Consider the following 13,566-nt stretch of genomic DNA (forward strand, 5'->3'; position numbering starts at 1 on the left):
ATGACAGAGACTCAGGTTGTGGGGAGCTATTCCGAGACCGGAGGGGTGACCAAGACCGCCAGCGCCGTTTCTCTGGCGGTTGCGTACGCGGTCGAGCACCCTGACGAAGATGTGATCCTGGGCGATCTTGACCCCCGGGCCGCCGCTACCAAGTGGACGGGCGCCAGCCCCAAGCTGGACGAGAAGGGGAACCCGCTGGACATGAGCGCCATCCTGGCCGCCGATGATGTGGAGGGGTGGGCCGACGCTATCGCCGTCCCGCTGGACCCGGAGAGGGGATGGCCGCGCAACCTTCGGGTCATCCCCAGCAGCCGCGCATTGTCCGCCCAGGAGAAGACCCCCGACGATCACGCCGAACGCCGGTTGCGGCGGAGCCTGATCGGCACGAGCGCCGCGTACGTCTCCCTTGATTTCCCGAACCGTCAGGGTGGTGTCCTCACTCAGAATGGACTCACGGCGTGCACGAAGATCGTGTACGCCGCCCGTCCGGACGAGGACGGCCTAGACGGAGTGGACGGCGCCAAGATCACCGTGGCGAAGTTCCACGGGTACCAGGCCGAGGACGGGTTGCCGAAACTCCCCCGTGAAGTGGGGATCATCCTCGGCGCCGCGTACGTTGGCGCGGTCTGGACCCGAGACGCGCGGCGGGCCGAAGAGGAGTTCAAACGCACCTCCCCCGGAATGCTGCTCAAGCCGTACGTGGAATGGCGAGCCATCGTCAAGGAAGCACGTTCAGCCGGTGAGTTCTACAGCAAGTACGGGGGCAAAGCGGGCGGTGACCGAGTGTTCCAGACCTATCGAGATCTACTGACGAGGATTGTGTGATGAGTGACCGCGAGCGACCCACCCCCCGGCCGAGGGCCGCCCCGGAAGCACCTGACCCGGCTGTCCCCCGAATGCCGGCGGCAGAGCCCAGCCCGTCCCCGGCGCCCCCGGCGCGGCGCCGGCGGGGGCCCGCTCCACTGGTTCAGCTCAACACGCGGGTCGTGCCGGAGCTGGACGAGCTCGTGGCCTATGTGGGCGATGAGCGGGGATGGTCGAAGCGGGACACCGTGGAGCACGCGTTGAGGAAGACCTACGCGGCCGAGCTGAAGAAGTTGCAAGCACGCAAGAGCGCGAGCGAGCAGGGGAACTAACTCGCGCTCTTGGTAGCGAGCTAGCTCGCTCGCTACCAAGCTAGCGAGCCAGATCAACAAGAAGGCCCCGGGGACGCCCGACTACCACGAAGCGCGCCCCCAGGGCCTACGGGAATGAGGAAGGCCCCATGCACCACCACAACGGTAAGGCCAACGGCCACCGCCCGGGGACCGCAGTCCCCGGGCGGCCCCGGAACGGGCGAAGGGCGGCCCGATGACGGACTTTGCGCAGCTCACCCAGTGGACAGCTCGGAACGGCGTCATGATCGGGGCCGCGCTTGTCCTCACGGCCGTGCTCGCCGTTATGACAGCGGTGTACCGCAAGGCCAAGACCGGCGACACGACCGCCAAGGCTCCGGTCAGAGTGAGGAAATTCAGCGTCGGGACGCTCTCCGCCGTGACGGCGTTCATCATCTGCACCAGCATCAGCCTCAACACGAGTTACCGGTTCACAGGTGACCGGGATGGGTTGGGCATGACGAACGAGGCTGAACGCATTTTGGCGTGCGCGGCGTTCGAGAGCCTGTTGGCCATGTGCGTGCTGGGTGCCCGTGAGCGCATGAGCGCCAGCGAGAGCCGCAGCCCCGGTTGGTACGGATCCGCCGTGTGGATCTTCGCTGCACTCTCCGCCATCCCCGCGTACGTCGAAGGCGACGGTTTCACTGCGGCCACCATGGTCCGGATCATCGTTGGTAGCTTCGGGTCCGCGCTTGCCGCTCACTCCGCACTCGGACTTGAACTCAGGCACCGTACGGGCGACGAGTCCCAGACCGCCATGGCCCAGATCATCCGGGATCTACGCGAGCGCCTGATGGCCCGGCTTGGGCTCGCCCACCGCAACCGCAGCGCTCAGCAGATCGCCCGGGACCGGGCCCTTGACCGGGCCGTGGACCTCTGGGACCGGTACGACCGGATGGAGGAGGCAGCCCGCGCCAGCAGGAAGGGGCGCAGGCTCGCCCGGCGGCTCGCTCTGTGGCAGGACCGCGCGGAGCTCGCCACAGACCCGGCACAGCGCGAGGCTTTCCGGCAACGAGCGGCACACCGGAAGTTCGCCACAGCGCTCCAGATCCAGGATTCCGAGTCCCCGTGGACACAGCCGAGCCCGGCCCAGCGGCACACCCGAGCACTGGACACGCTGGAGACACACGCCGAGCGCATCGAGGCCCTGGCCGACACCGCCGAGGCCGCCGTGATGGCACAGACCGGCACGCCCCCCGTGGCACAGAGCGGCACACATCTGCCTGCCCAGCGCGCCGACACGGGCACGGCGAGCCGTGAAGACGACGAGCCGGCCGACTACACCGAGGCCGGGCCCCCGTCCGCCGCCGCAGCGGCACACAGCGGCACACCCGGAACGGTCACCGCCCGTGTGCCCCAGCAGGACCCCGGCACGGACGAGGCCGCCGACGAGCACCAGGACCAGCCCCACCGGGATTTGCGGTCCTACCCAACGAAGCGGGCAGCCCTTGAAGCCCTGTACCGGTACCGGATCGACCCGGCCGACACACGGACCACGAATGCGATCGTTATGACGTTGCTGGACGAGCTCGAACAGCACGGCATCACGCTGGACCGGGGGACCGCAAACAGGTACATCGCCCCTCTCCGCCCCACCGACTCAGAGGATGCCGAGGACCGCGAGGGCCAGAGCCAGCCGCTTCAGTTGGTCGAGGCATGAGCAGGGGTGCGGCCGGTCGGCCGCACCCCTTACCACTCGGCACACCAGGTGCGCCGACACAGGCCGCAAGGGGAGAGATGACCAGGCCCGCCACACCGGCACACAGCGATCACGAGCCGCCTCACCCGCGAGAGACTGAGCTGACGGGCCGGGTTGACGCGGCCCACGAACGCGTCCGCCGGGCACTGGACGCCAGCACCGCACTCCGAGCGGCACAGGAGGCCGCGAGCGAGGCACGTGCCGAGGCACAGCGGGCCGAGGCTGACGCCGAGGCGGCACACCGCGAAGCCGACACAGTGCGGGCAGAGGCACAGACAGCCCGGTCGGAACTCGCGGCGGCGCAGCGGGAGGGGGAGGCACAGCGGGTCCGGCTCGTCGAGGCCGAGGCGGCACAGCGGGAGGCCGAGGGCGGCCGTGCCGTGGCGGTGCAGCTCGCCGCGCAGGCACAGCACACCGCCGAGGCGGCACGCCGGGAGGCGGAGGAGGCACGGGCCACGGCACGGGCGACGGGGGATCAGCTCGCCGCCGTCCGGGCGGAGCTGGAGACGGAGCGCGAGGCCCGCCGCCAGGTCGAGGCCGGCGCCGAGGAGACCACCGCGGCGGCGCAGCGGGAGGGGGAGGCACAGCGGGTCCGGCTCGTCGAGGCCGAGGCGGCACAGCGGGAGGCCGAGGGCGGCCGTGCCGTGGCGGTGCAGCTCGCCGCGCAGGCACAGCACACCGCCGAGGCGGCACGCCGGGAGGCGGAGGAGGCACGGGCCACGGCACGGGCGACGGGGGATCAGCTCGCCGCCGTCCGGGCGGAGCTGGAGACCGAGCGCGAGGCCCGCCGCCAGGTCGAGGCCGGCGCCGAGGAGACCACCGAACCTATGGCCGACGAGCCCGCCGCCCCGGCCCGGACCCGGCGCCAACCGAAGCGGCAGACCCGCAGCAAACGACGCTGAAGCACAAGTGGCACCACCAACCACAAGCGGGCCGACTGCAATTGCAGTCGGCCCGCTTGTGGTGAGGCTCAGAATCGCCCGGACTGAACACCCGCGATAAACATCTCAAACGCTCCGGTCGCCACGGTGACGACAGGCCCCCCATTCTCCTTGGAGTCACGCAGCGCCACCCATTCATGCGGGACTTTTGCGACCTCCACACAGGCGCCGCTCTCACTGCTGGCCGTGGCTTTGAACCACCGCAGATTTTCAAGAGCGGGGACAGGGGGGCGGGTTTGGCTCATCTAGTCTCCTTATGAAATAAGTTCGCGCATGAGCGCATTGGATTCCTCCGGATCGAGCGCCCCGGCCTGTAGACGGCTGAACGTGTTGCGCAATGATTGAACTTGCCGATCCTTTTCCAGGAACACGTTTCCCGCAGGACTGTCCACATAGCCGATCGTCCGGCCCGGAGGACGAAATTCGAGGAGGCTGAAAGCTCCCCGCAGACCCGGGTGAACATCTTTCTTCCGGGGAAAGACCTGAATCGTGATGTTGGGCAGGTGGGTGGACTTGACCAGGGATCTGATCTGACTGGCCATCACGGCAGTTCCCCCGATGTGTCGATGAAGCACCGATTCATCAATCACGGCCCAGAGTTCAAGCGGAGAAGAAGAAGTCAGCCGCTGTTGACGTTGCATCCGAACTTCTACCATCCGGGTAATTTCCCCATCCGAAGAATTGGGGAGAGCCGCCAGAACTGCACGGGCGTAATCCCGGGTTTGGAGGAGTCCAGGGATGAAACCAAGCTCCCAGCTCTGAACCGCACGGGCGTCATACTCCAGGCCGACGTAAACACTAAGTCCACTGGGCATGACCTGTTCGTATTCGGCTTGCTCCCACCAGCCGATTTCACCTGCGGCCTTATGCATTTCCAGAATTGTCGATCTCGCTTCGGGGTCCGTAACCCCGAATAGGTCTAGCATGGATCGAATCTCGATCACCTTGGCGAGTCCCTGGCCATTTTCCAGGCGACTGATTTTGGACGTGGAGCACTCAAGATGATGAGCCACCGCAGCCTGATCAAGGTCAGCAGCCTCACGCAAGCGGCGCAACTCCCCGCCGAGGTTCCGTCGCCGGAGCGTGGGCCCACTCGGCTCACTCATCCGCCGTCCCCGCCTTCGTTGTGGTCGTCGTGGGTTTGCTGTGTGCAAGTCTGCCTCATCGCTGCTCACGTCGCCGCGCACACCCCTTCATCACTCTTCTGAGCTGGAACGTTGGTCCGTCGCTCGCCATCTCACCCGTATGGGTATCTACCCTGGGCTTGCATCATGGGATTGCATGACGGATTCTAAAGGGGTTGACTACGGGATGTAGCGGCTTGGTGGCATGAGCAGATGCGTGGCGCCGAGCCCCGCGGACCCATGGAGGCCACCGGATGCGGTCCCAGATCGGCAGCAAGCAAGAGCCCTCCGACGACTCCCAGGAAGCGCCCCCGCAGGTGCTTGACGAGGTCGAGGAGGCCCGGCGGAAGGCTGCGCGTGCTCTAGCCGCCTCAGTCGAGGCCGCGCACCGCCTGAGCGAACTCACCGGGGGCACCCCGTGACCGACTATGCGATCCGGTGGGCCCTGGCCGCCGGTGCCAACCCGGGCGAACTTGCCCGGACATGGGAGACGGGGCAGCTCGCAGAGGTGCCCATAGGGCGTACCTGGGACGTTGTACGGATTACGGATCGAGTTGCCCCCACCGTTGCCGGTCGGCTGATCGTTCTAGGCGTCCCCCAAGGCCCCCTGCTCGTCTGCCAGCCCCGGGCCGCCTATGAGTGGCTTATACCGGTGGGCGAGGCGGCTCAATGGGCCGCGCTGCCGCAGTGGGGCCGTTTATGCGTAGCGGTCACCGCAGGCACCCTTCTTTGCCCCCCGCCCACCGACAGCAGGCGCCAGGAGTACCACCGTGGCCGCCGCTGGCTTGTCCCCCCGGCGGAGCGGTTTCCCCAGGCCACTGACTCCGATGCGTTGTACGAGGTCCTGGCCGCTGCCGTCACCCGTGATCGTGCCGACGAATACGCGAGCCGCACGGGATCTCAGGCCATGCCCCGCACCCGGGAGGCGCCCCCCCTATGAGCCCCGACATGTACCCGGTCCCGCCCGCCGGCACCGCTCACCCTTCGCCGGAGTGGGGGATGTTCGCTCTGCCGGGAACAAGCTCTCTCACCCCGAGAGTTGCCCGCCATGCCGTGCGTACCTCCCTCACTACGTGGGGCGTGCCTGACGAGGCAGTTGACAGGGCCGAGAGCATCACCAGCGAGCTTGTCACCAACTCCGTGCGGCACACGGTCAGCATGACGGTGGTGGTGCACATTGCGTACGACGGCCGAACCGCCACGGTCGGAGTGTCCGACGCCGGTAACGCCGCCGCAGGTCTGACGGCTCAGCCTGCCCCGCTGAACGCCGAGAGCGGCCGAGGGCTCTGGCTGATCGAGGCGCTGGCCGATCGGTGGTACTGCCGGACCGCCCCCAACGGCGGGGCCGATGTCACGGCAGAGATCCGCGTCAGCCACACCAGAGCCGAGTTTGCGGTACGTCCCCACCCGGAGATCACATGACCGCCGCGCCGCTGGAGGTACGCCAGGCCGGTACTCACTGGCGGAAGCCATTGGGGCCGGTGGACTTGAGCCCCCTCCCGGGCGACAAGTGCCAGCGACTTGAGAGTGACCAGTTCTTCGCGGCCCTCACCAGTTTACGGGCGTGGATGCTCGCCGATGGGGAGCCCCTGAACGACGGATCAGCGCAGCAGACCAGCAGTCACGTCCTGGCCGGGCGGTACGACCGTGCGAGCGCGGCCGACCGTGACGCCGTCGCCGTGGCGCTGCGAGATTGTGTGGCCCGCCTAATTCCGGAGGCGTACCCGACCGGGGATTACTGGCTGGTGGGGGCCGCCCAGGTTCTCGCCGCAGAGACAGCCGTACCCGACGCCCGCGCCGCAGCGCTGATGAGGCTCGCCGGCGCCACGCGCGATCTGCTCAGCGCCGTGGCGTCCCTGCCACCGGAGGACGCCCAATGACCCGTCGCCCCTGGCCCACGACGGACATGCTCACGGCGATAACGGATCAGCTCGCCGTGTACGAGGCCGAGGGCGGGCCGCCCGCTGTCGCGGTCGATCTGGCCGCCGCGCTCAGAGCCCACATCGGGGCCGCCGTCACCGCCGCCGAGGGCGCAGGGCCGGCCACCCGGGCCGCCAGGCAGGCGCGAACAATCGCTCTGGCATGGCTCAGGACAGACCCGCACGATCCTGCCTGCCCGGATACGCGCTACCTCGCAGCTCTGGCAACGGCGGCAGAGCGGATACAGCAGGTGGTCCCGAAGGCGCCCGTCCGCAGGAGCACCAGGAGCACGAAGCCGGCCGAGACGGCCGCCAAGCTTGCCGGCACCGCACGCGGCGCCGGAGTGGTGTACGCGTGCATACACGACGGCCGGGATCCTGAACGGCTGATGCCCAGGCTCACGGCGTGGGTACAGCAGGTCCACGGGGTCACCGTCGAGGCCATGGCGTACGACACCGGGCCCCATACCCGCCCGCTGTCGGAACGGCCGGGATGGAGAAAGGTGCACAGGGTGATCACAGCCGGCGGGGTGATGCTGCTCGCCGTCCCGGCCCTGGCGGAGCTCACGGGCCCCGGGAGCCAGCGTGACCGTCTCGTACACGCTCTGGCGGGCCATGGCGTTACGGCCATGACCATTCCGCGGCACTGGTACCCCAGGACCGACCCACGGACGTGGCGCCGCAGCAGATGAGCCACGTCGGCCGCCGTCCCCCGACCACCGAGGCGGCCGACTTCCGGGCAGTGCCCCCAGCCCCCAGCCGGACCGAATCCGGCGGGGGCACTGCCATGTATCGGAGGCGCGAGTACCGTTGAGGAGCCGAGCAGCGACGGAGGTCACAGGATGAGCGCGCTACCGCACGAGACGCCCCCCCGGGCGTACGCGGACCCATACCGGATCGAGGAGTGGGAGGGGCCCCAGACGCTCGCCGAGCTCCGGGCCGAGCTCGCCCTACTCGGAGCCGCCGAAGTCGTCGCGTTCAATGCCCGGCTCGATGCCGCTCGGTTCGGCGCCGCACAGGCCGAGGTGATCGCAGATGCCCGGCGGACGCTCGCGCTGCGGACCCGGCCCGAGGTACGGGCCGCTATCGCCGCGTCGCTTGCCGGGGCGACAGAGACGGCCCCGGTCGCCGACCTGTACGCCTATCTGGAGACCCAGGGCCCGGCGCGGTGACCCGCTGGACCGTCGAAGTACCGCCCCGGCTGTACGAGGAGTTCGCCCGGCTCAGCAGCGGCGGGCGACGAGCCGTTCATGACGTACTGGACCGGCTCGCCGTCGAGCCCCGCGACCCCACCAGTTCCACGGAACCGATCGAGGGCGCGGAGCTACGGCGCATCGACACCGAGCCGGCCAAGGACACCAGGGACCGGATCACTCTCCTGTACCGCGTCCACCCACCGCGGGCGGACTCCCCGGGCAGGGTCGAAGTGATCTTCCTGCTGTTCGGCCCCTGACCCCTGAACACCCCGCAGAGCCCGGCCATAGTGCCTGTTCCTGAACCCCGTACCGGCAGGTCAAAGCAGGTCGGTCCGAAATGGGAGCTTTGGGGAAACGTTCGGGCAACGGTCACTGTGACCGTTGCCCGAACGGAAACTGATGAGGCTGGAGTGACGTGAGCCGGATATGTGGTGAACGTCGTGACGGTGCTGACCAGCAACGCCACCTGGAGCTCACCGAGGAGCCCCACGGCTTGATCGTTCTCAAAGTCACCGCGGTGACTTTGGCCCAGGATCCGCCGGCTCTCAGCTTACCGAGCACCCTCGTCCGGAGGTTCAGAAACAGGCACATAGGCCGGGCTCTGCCTGTTCTTCTGCACGAGCCGCCGCCCTGCAAGGTGCGACCGCGCCGGGGGCCGTGTCAGCTCTTCCACTCGTCCGGCCAGCCCGGACGCACGAGGGGAAAGACACCAGGAGGAATCTGCAAACCGCCGACCCCGCTGTTTGTCTTTCCGGCGGTGACCAGCGTGCGCACGTATTCCACATCTTCAGTCAGCCGCGTGACTCGGCCCGCGAAGGCGTCATCCACCATGAGCAGCCCGTATCCGCCGTTGATAGCGGGCAGCCCGGCCACCGCGCACCAGGCGCGGTACCGGTCCAGACCGCCAAGATCATCAGGTGTGGCGAACGCGTACTCATATCGACCCATTGGGCCCCTCCCAAAGCGCTTCCGGTCCGGCCGGATCGTGTAAGGGACCCTAGCGTCAATTCGGTGCCCCGCTGGCCCTGTTGACTCTCCCCACAACCCGCGTACTGGTTGCACTCACGGTGCCGGCGCGGTTGGTTGGGCGCCTAGGGTTCGTAATCCTCCGTGGCCGGCGCCGTTGGCGGCCGGCGGGTTCGGTGGGGGTGGGAAAGGACGGCAGCGGCGGGGGGAGGGGTGCCGGGCGGGGGTCCGGGTGCCGTCCGCCCCGGTGGCCGGGTGGCGGGGCGCCGTACTCGCGCCGTCGCGGATGCGGGAGCGTGAGGAGAGCGCGCCGCCCGGCCGTGGCTGATGGGGGGCTCCTGCTGCCGCGATGGGGCCGGGGCCGGTGTGGTCACTCCGTGTCGGTGCGGGTCTCGCCGTGGCCGGGGCGCGCTCCGACACACCACAGCGGGGATCCCGCCGCGAGCACCGCGCACCCCACAAACACCCCCCCGACCGCACGGCCGCCGGGCCGCCCCCGGGGCGCCGTCGAGGACCGCCACGGCGACGAGCACCAGGACCACGGCCGCGCCGCCGGGCCGGTCGCGGGCCGCCGGTCGCCACGGCGTCGAGGACGAGCACCAGGCCGCCGAGGCCGGGCCGCCGGGCCGCTGCCGAGGGCCGTCCGGAACGCCCGGGGAGTTGGCTTGTGCAAGCCAAGAAGTGGGCCGAAGTTTCTTCGGATAGGGCTCTGACCTGCACTTTTACCGGTCTGGTGATGGTGCGTCAGATTGACCGTGAACCCCTAGTGCTGTATTCTTTTAGATGTCGGGAGGGAACGGCACCCACCGACACCACCACCACCAACCGGAAGGGGGCGCAGAGTATGCGCACCACGTGTGAAGACTGCGGCGATGAGATCGAGATCGATCCCGATGGATTCCGCACGCTCTGCGGCTGTGACGTAGCCGCATGATCAACCCGGTGGGGGTGGGAACGGCACCCGCCCCCACCGGGACACCTCACCAACACCCGATCGAGAGGATTCCGAGATGACGACACCCGCTGAGCAGTACGCCGAGGACCGCGCCACCGTGAAGGCCGACATGGAACAGGCCGTCACGCTCGAATTCGGCGAGTACGTCGGCTACTTGGCCCACTACGGGATCAAGCTGTGGAAGCTCGCGGACAAGCACCCCGCGCGGGAGCTCGCCCACCGCCACCTTCAGAACTACGCGGACGAGGTCTTGGACGAGCTCGCCGCCCGCCAGTAGCCGTACCCGTCCCCTCCCCCGGGGGCGGGAACGGCACTCGCCCCCGGGGCCACCAACACCCCGGGAGAACCGATGACTACGAAGAAGCAGCCCCCCAGCGAGGCCGTACGGGCACTGCTCGCCGAGGCCCGCGCCGACTACGAGCGAGCGCAGAGCCCCGAGATGAAGGCCGCCGTACGGCTCCAGCAGGGCCAGGCCCGCACCAACGGCAACGCGGCGGCCGGAGCCCCCGGCCACCGCCGGAGCTGAACCCCGGTCCGGGGCGCGCCGCCCGAACAGGCCGGGCGCCCCGGACAACGGGAAGGGCCGGTGGGACACCCCTAGAGGTGACGGCATCCACCGGCCCGCGCTCCCACCAACACCCGGCCCGAAGGCCGAAACGGAAGCAGCTACCAGTATAAGCGCGGACCGGGGCGGGAAGCCCGGCCCGGTCCGCGCCTTTGGAGAACCCGCCATGACGAACGCCATCACCACCCCCGCCCCCGCCGGTACCGCATGGGATCCGTCGATCCCGACCACCACCCACGGTGGCTGTTGGGTATATCCCGGCAGGCTGGTCCTGGCCATCCCGGGCCGAGAGTGGCCCCATCAGCCCGCCACGTGCCCCCAGCCCTACGACGCCCCCGGGGAGTGGATCGGATCCGGCGCAGACGAAGCGCTGGTGTGCACCGGATGCGGACTTGACATCACCTGAACCGACATCGGTGCAGGTGAACACCACGGGCCCGGACCATTCCTCAACGGGGGTGCTGTCCGGGCCCGCCCGCGCTCCCGGCCGCCGTCGAGGAAACGCGCCGGGGGCGACCAGTCACCGCCTCTCAGCCGGCCCGGGGCGCCGTCGAGGACGAGCGCCAGGACCACGGCCGCGCCGCCGGGCCGGTCGCGGGCCGCCGGTCGCCACGGCGTCGAGGACGAGCACCAGGCCGCCGAGGCCGGGCCGCCGCCGAGGACCATCCGGGGCGCCCCGGGAGTTGGCTTGTGCAAGCCAAGAAGTGGGCCGAAGTTTCTTCGGATAGGGCTCTGACCTGCACTTTTACCGGTCTGGTGATGGTGCGTCAGATTGACTGTGAACCCCTAGTGCTGTATTCTTTTAGATGTCGGGAGGGAACGGCACCCACCGACACCACCACCAACACCCACCGAAAGGCCCGAAATGACGACCTTCAAGGACCCGGCCGCAGCCAGCATCGAGATCGGTCGGATGCTCGTTCGCGGTCATCTGGCGGACGCCGCACCGGAGGACACCCCCGAGGACCGCGCCCGGCGCGGGTGGAGGCTCGCGGACATCGCCGCGCGCGCCGGATCTGCAACGAGCGCGTGCGAGATCACTTCGGCGGTGACCAGCATCCTGCACCTTGCCGACGGATGGCACACGGCGGATGCCGTGCTCACCAAGGCATTCAAGCGCCACTACGCGCCGATGCTCCCCGAGGTGTGGGCGGACGCCGCATACGGCGGACAGGAGCCGCACGCCGTTCCCCGGGTGCCGGGCCCCGACGCCGACCCGCGCGACATGGATGCCCTGGCCGGAGCCATTGCCGATCTGTTCGCGGGAGCCGCCGGGCAGTTCAACGCCACGGCCGAGGACATCGCGGACGCCGCCGAAATCGCTTTCTGGGACGACGCGGCGCCCGCTCACCGCGCAATCGTCCGCCAGATGCGCGAGCGCGCTGAACGCCAGTAGCAGCCAGCCCGGGGCGGAGCACGTCCCGCCCCGGGCCCGGACGGGCCCCGCAGCGCACACCAACGCCGTGCGCTGCCCCAGCGCTCCCACTCGCCACAGACCGAAGGAGACCCACCGATGAACCGCGCCCCTGCCCATTTCGCCAGCGCCTACGCTCTGTTGCGGATCGCCGCCGACGCCGCCGACCACTGGATTCAGACCGATGCGGACGCTCAGGCGAAGGCTGCGACCGACGCGGCCCCGGTGACGTACAAGGCGCCGGACGGAAGCGTGCACGTCTTCCGTACCCGCGAGGGCCGCCGCGCGTGCGCCCGCCACTGCCTCACCTACACCGCTACCCAGGGTGCCGCGCTGATCATCGGTGCCCGGGTTCTGGACGTCCGACTCCACCCCGCCGCCGTTGCCGCAGCACTCGCGGTGTCTGGGATCACGCACTATGCCGCCGACCGCCGGGTACCGAACGGCATCCTTCAGAGGCTCGCCCGGCGGGCCGGGAAGGAGCGGTTCTTTCTGCTCGCGGATCACGGAATGAACGGGTCGTACTGCCTTGACCAGTCCTGGCACCACTCATGGGAAGGGCTCGCCGCCCTGATCGCCATCACCGGAGCCGAGGACCGCTGATCAGGTCCCGGCCGGGCCCGGGTGCGGGGGCCGGCGGCATCGAGCCGCCGGCCCCCGCGCTGCCGCGGGGCCGGTCACCCGCCGTGCGAACGGCGCCCCGTACGCTCACACCGCCACCACCTTGAAGGAGCCCAACCCAGTGATTCCCCACGGCCGCCCCACGCTCGATCTTGACGCCGTGGCCGCCCGCGCCGAGACATCGCCATCCACATGGAAAAGAACGCGGCACGCCGCGTTCTCTAAGGCCGTGAAGCCCCTCCGGGGGATGCTCCGCCCGCTCCTGTACGACGCGGCCCAAGTAGACGCCTATCTGGCAGGCCAACCGATCCCGGCACTTCCCAAGGGGCCGAGCCCCGCGGATCTGCTCACCGACACCGAGGCCGCCGCCATCATCGGCGTGACCGCGTCCACGGTACGGGCCGACGCGGCCACCGGCCGGATGGACGGCGGGGTGGAGCGTCACGGGCGCCGATGGTGGACCCGTGCCGCCGCCGAGGCCGAGGCCGCCCGGCCCGACCAGCGCGGTCGGCAGCTTGGGGCAAAGGACAAGGCGCCCAGGGCCCGGCGCCCCGACCCCCGCATTCCTGAAGTCGGCGCCGAGCTGGAGGCCGCCGACGCCGGCCGCCGGGGCCCGGTCACCGCCGCCGAGCTCGCCGCCCGCTACGCCGTGAGCACCCGGACCGCCGAGCGCATCATGTCCAAGGCCCGCGAGGCCCGGCGGTAGCTCACGGGCCGCAGTCCGGCAGGGCGGGGGCAGGAATTGGGCGCCCGATGTCGAGGAGCAGGCCCGGGGGCACGTCGTCACGCATCCAGGACGCGCCGATGGACGACACGAAGCCGTCCGGGCCGTGCACGATCGCCAGCCCGTGCCGGCTCATCAGCGAGGCCGCCGCCGATCCGTCGAGCGCCAGCCCGAGGTACGCGGTTCCTGGCCGAGGCCACGTCAGATCACGCACCACCCCGGCCCCCGTCGAGCACCACGCGTGTTCGACCGGATAGGCAATATCCCAGGCCCACCCCTCCACATAGG

General features: G+C 69.6%; 20 protein-coding genes. 16 read left to right on the forward strand and 4 right to left on the reverse strand.

Going from position 1 to position 13,566, the window contains the following annotated elements:
- The 4 genes from SYYSPA8_RS38065 to SYYSPA8_RS38080 all read left to right on the forward strand — a co-directional run bounded on the left by SYYSPA8_RS38065 (position 1) and on the right by SYYSPA8_RS38080 (position 3,755).
- On the forward strand, positions 1-825 hold the full coding sequence (locus SYYSPA8_RS38065; protein ID WP_323452096.1) for a ParA family protein: 825 nt from the start codon (positions 1-3) through the stop codon (positions 823-825).
- Positions 826-896: 71 nt separating this feature from the next.
- Positions 897-1,136, forward strand: a complete 240-nt coding sequence (locus SYYSPA8_RS38070; protein ID WP_323452097.1) for a hypothetical protein — start codon at positions 897-899, stop codon at positions 1,134-1,136.
- 214 nt (positions 1,137-1,350) lie between these two features.
- Positions 1,351-2,814, forward strand: a complete 1,464-nt coding sequence (locus SYYSPA8_RS38075; RefSeq protein WP_323452098.1) for a hypothetical protein — start codon at positions 1,351-1,353, stop codon at positions 2,812-2,814.
- 77 nt (positions 2,815-2,891) lie between these two features.
- The gene (locus SYYSPA8_RS38080; protein WP_323452099.1) at positions 2,892-3,755 is read left to right on the forward strand and encodes a hypothetical protein; all 864 of its coding nucleotides are present in this window, start codon (positions 2,892-2,894) and stop codon (positions 3,753-3,755) included.
- A 68-nt stretch (positions 3,756-3,823) separates the two neighbouring features.
- Here SYYSPA8_RS38080 and SYYSPA8_RS38085 read toward each other — a convergent pair whose 3' ends face one another.
- Both SYYSPA8_RS38085 and SYYSPA8_RS38090 read right to left on the reverse strand, forming a co-directional pair.
- Entirely contained in the window at positions 3,824-4,039 is a 216-nt protein-coding gene (locus SYYSPA8_RS38085) for a DUF397 domain-containing protein (protein ID WP_323452100.1), read from the reverse strand.
- 9 nt (positions 4,040-4,048) lie between these two features.
- Entirely contained in the window at positions 4,049-4,900 is an 852-nt protein-coding gene (locus SYYSPA8_RS38090) for a helix-turn-helix domain-containing protein (RefSeq protein ID WP_323452101.1), read from the reverse strand.
- A 272-nt stretch (positions 4,901-5,172) separates the two neighbouring features.
- Between SYYSPA8_RS38090 and SYYSPA8_RS38095 the strand changes: the two genes are divergently transcribed.
- The 6 genes from SYYSPA8_RS38095 to SYYSPA8_RS38120 all read left to right on the forward strand — a co-directional run bounded on the left by SYYSPA8_RS38095 (position 5,173) and on the right by SYYSPA8_RS38120 (position 8,290).
- Positions 5,173-5,340, forward strand: a complete 168-nt coding sequence (locus SYYSPA8_RS38095) for a hypothetical protein (RefSeq protein ID WP_323452102.1) — start codon at positions 5,173-5,175, stop codon at positions 5,338-5,340.
- 577 nt (positions 5,341-5,917) lie between these two features.
- The gene (locus SYYSPA8_RS38100) at positions 5,918-6,340 is read left to right on the forward strand and encodes an ATP-binding protein (RefSeq protein WP_228388523.1); all 423 of its coding nucleotides are present in this window, start codon (positions 5,918-5,920) and stop codon (positions 6,338-6,340) included.
- A complete protein-coding gene (locus SYYSPA8_RS38105) occupies positions 6,337-6,798 on the forward strand; it encodes a hypothetical protein (protein WP_323452103.1) in 462 nt (153 codons plus the stop codon). The genes SYYSPA8_RS38100 and SYYSPA8_RS38105 overlap by 4 nt, the downstream gene beginning before the upstream one ends.
- Entirely contained in the window at positions 6,795-7,529 is a 735-nt protein-coding gene (locus SYYSPA8_RS38110; RefSeq protein WP_323452104.1) for a hypothetical protein, read from the forward strand. Before SYYSPA8_RS38105 ends, SYYSPA8_RS38110 begins: the two co-directional genes overlap by 4 nt.
- A 150-nt stretch (positions 7,530-7,679) precedes the next feature.
- A complete protein-coding gene (locus tag SYYSPA8_RS38115) occupies positions 7,680-8,009 on the forward strand; it encodes a hypothetical protein (RefSeq protein ID WP_323452105.1) in 330 nt (109 codons plus the stop codon).
- On the forward strand, positions 8,006-8,290 hold the full coding sequence (locus SYYSPA8_RS38120) for a hypothetical protein (protein WP_323452106.1): 285 nt from the start codon (positions 8,006-8,008) through the stop codon (positions 8,288-8,290). The genes SYYSPA8_RS38115 and SYYSPA8_RS38120 overlap by 4 nt, the downstream gene beginning before the upstream one ends.
- A gap of 403 nt (positions 8,291-8,693) precedes the next feature.
- Here the strand turns inward: SYYSPA8_RS38120 and SYYSPA8_RS38125 are convergent, their stop codons facing one another.
- Positions 8,694-8,981: a hypothetical protein gene (locus SYYSPA8_RS38125; protein ID WP_323452107.1), complete on the reverse strand. Its 288-nt coding sequence runs from the start codon at positions 8,979-8,981 to the stop codon at positions 8,694-8,696.
- A gap of 685 nt (positions 8,982-9,666) precedes the next feature.
- On the opposite strand from SYYSPA8_RS38125, the gene SYYSPA8_RS38130 reads away from it, so the two are divergent.
- The 6 genes from SYYSPA8_RS38130 to SYYSPA8_RS38155 all read left to right on the forward strand — a co-directional run bounded on the left by SYYSPA8_RS38130 (position 9,667) and on the right by SYYSPA8_RS38155 (position 13,260).
- Positions 9,667-9,933: a hypothetical protein gene (locus tag SYYSPA8_RS38130; RefSeq protein ID WP_323452108.1), complete on the forward strand. Its 267-nt coding sequence runs from the start codon at positions 9,667-9,669 to the stop codon at positions 9,931-9,933.
- Positions 9,934-10,009: 76 nt separating this feature from the next.
- Complete coding sequence (locus SYYSPA8_RS38135; protein ID WP_153524482.1) at positions 10,010-10,231, forward strand: hypothetical protein; 222 nt, start codon at positions 10,010-10,012, stop codon at positions 10,229-10,231.
- A 72-nt stretch (positions 10,232-10,303) separates the two neighbouring features.
- Complete coding sequence (locus SYYSPA8_RS38140; protein WP_194292124.1) at positions 10,304-10,480, forward strand: hypothetical protein; 177 nt, start codon at positions 10,304-10,306, stop codon at positions 10,478-10,480.
- 904 nt (positions 10,481-11,384) lie between these two features.
- Complete coding sequence (locus SYYSPA8_RS38145; protein ID WP_323452109.1) at positions 11,385-11,915, forward strand: hypothetical protein; 531 nt, start codon at positions 11,385-11,387, stop codon at positions 11,913-11,915.
- 117 nt (positions 11,916-12,032) lie between these two features.
- Positions 12,033-12,536, forward strand: a complete 504-nt coding sequence (locus SYYSPA8_RS38150) for a hypothetical protein (RefSeq protein WP_323452110.1) — start codon at positions 12,033-12,035, stop codon at positions 12,534-12,536.
- A 247-nt stretch (positions 12,537-12,783) separates the two neighbouring features.
- The gene (locus SYYSPA8_RS38155; RefSeq protein ID WP_323452111.1) at positions 12,784-13,260 is read left to right on the forward strand and encodes a DNA-binding protein; all 477 of its coding nucleotides are present in this window, start codon (positions 12,784-12,786) and stop codon (positions 13,258-13,260) included.
- A 1-nt stretch (position 13,261) separates the two neighbouring features.
- On the opposite strand, the gene SYYSPA8_RS38160 is transcribed toward SYYSPA8_RS38155, so the two are convergent.
- A complete protein-coding gene (locus SYYSPA8_RS38160; RefSeq protein WP_323452112.1) occupies positions 13,262-13,492 on the reverse strand; it encodes a hypothetical protein in 231 nt (76 codons plus the stop codon).
- Positions 13,493-13,566 lie beyond the last annotated feature (74 nt).

It is taken from the genome of Streptomyces yaizuensis (assembly GCF_034961445.1).
Taxonomy (GTDB): domain Bacteria; phylum Actinomycetota; class Actinomycetes; order Streptomycetales; family Streptomycetaceae; genus Streptomyces; species Streptomyces yaizuensis.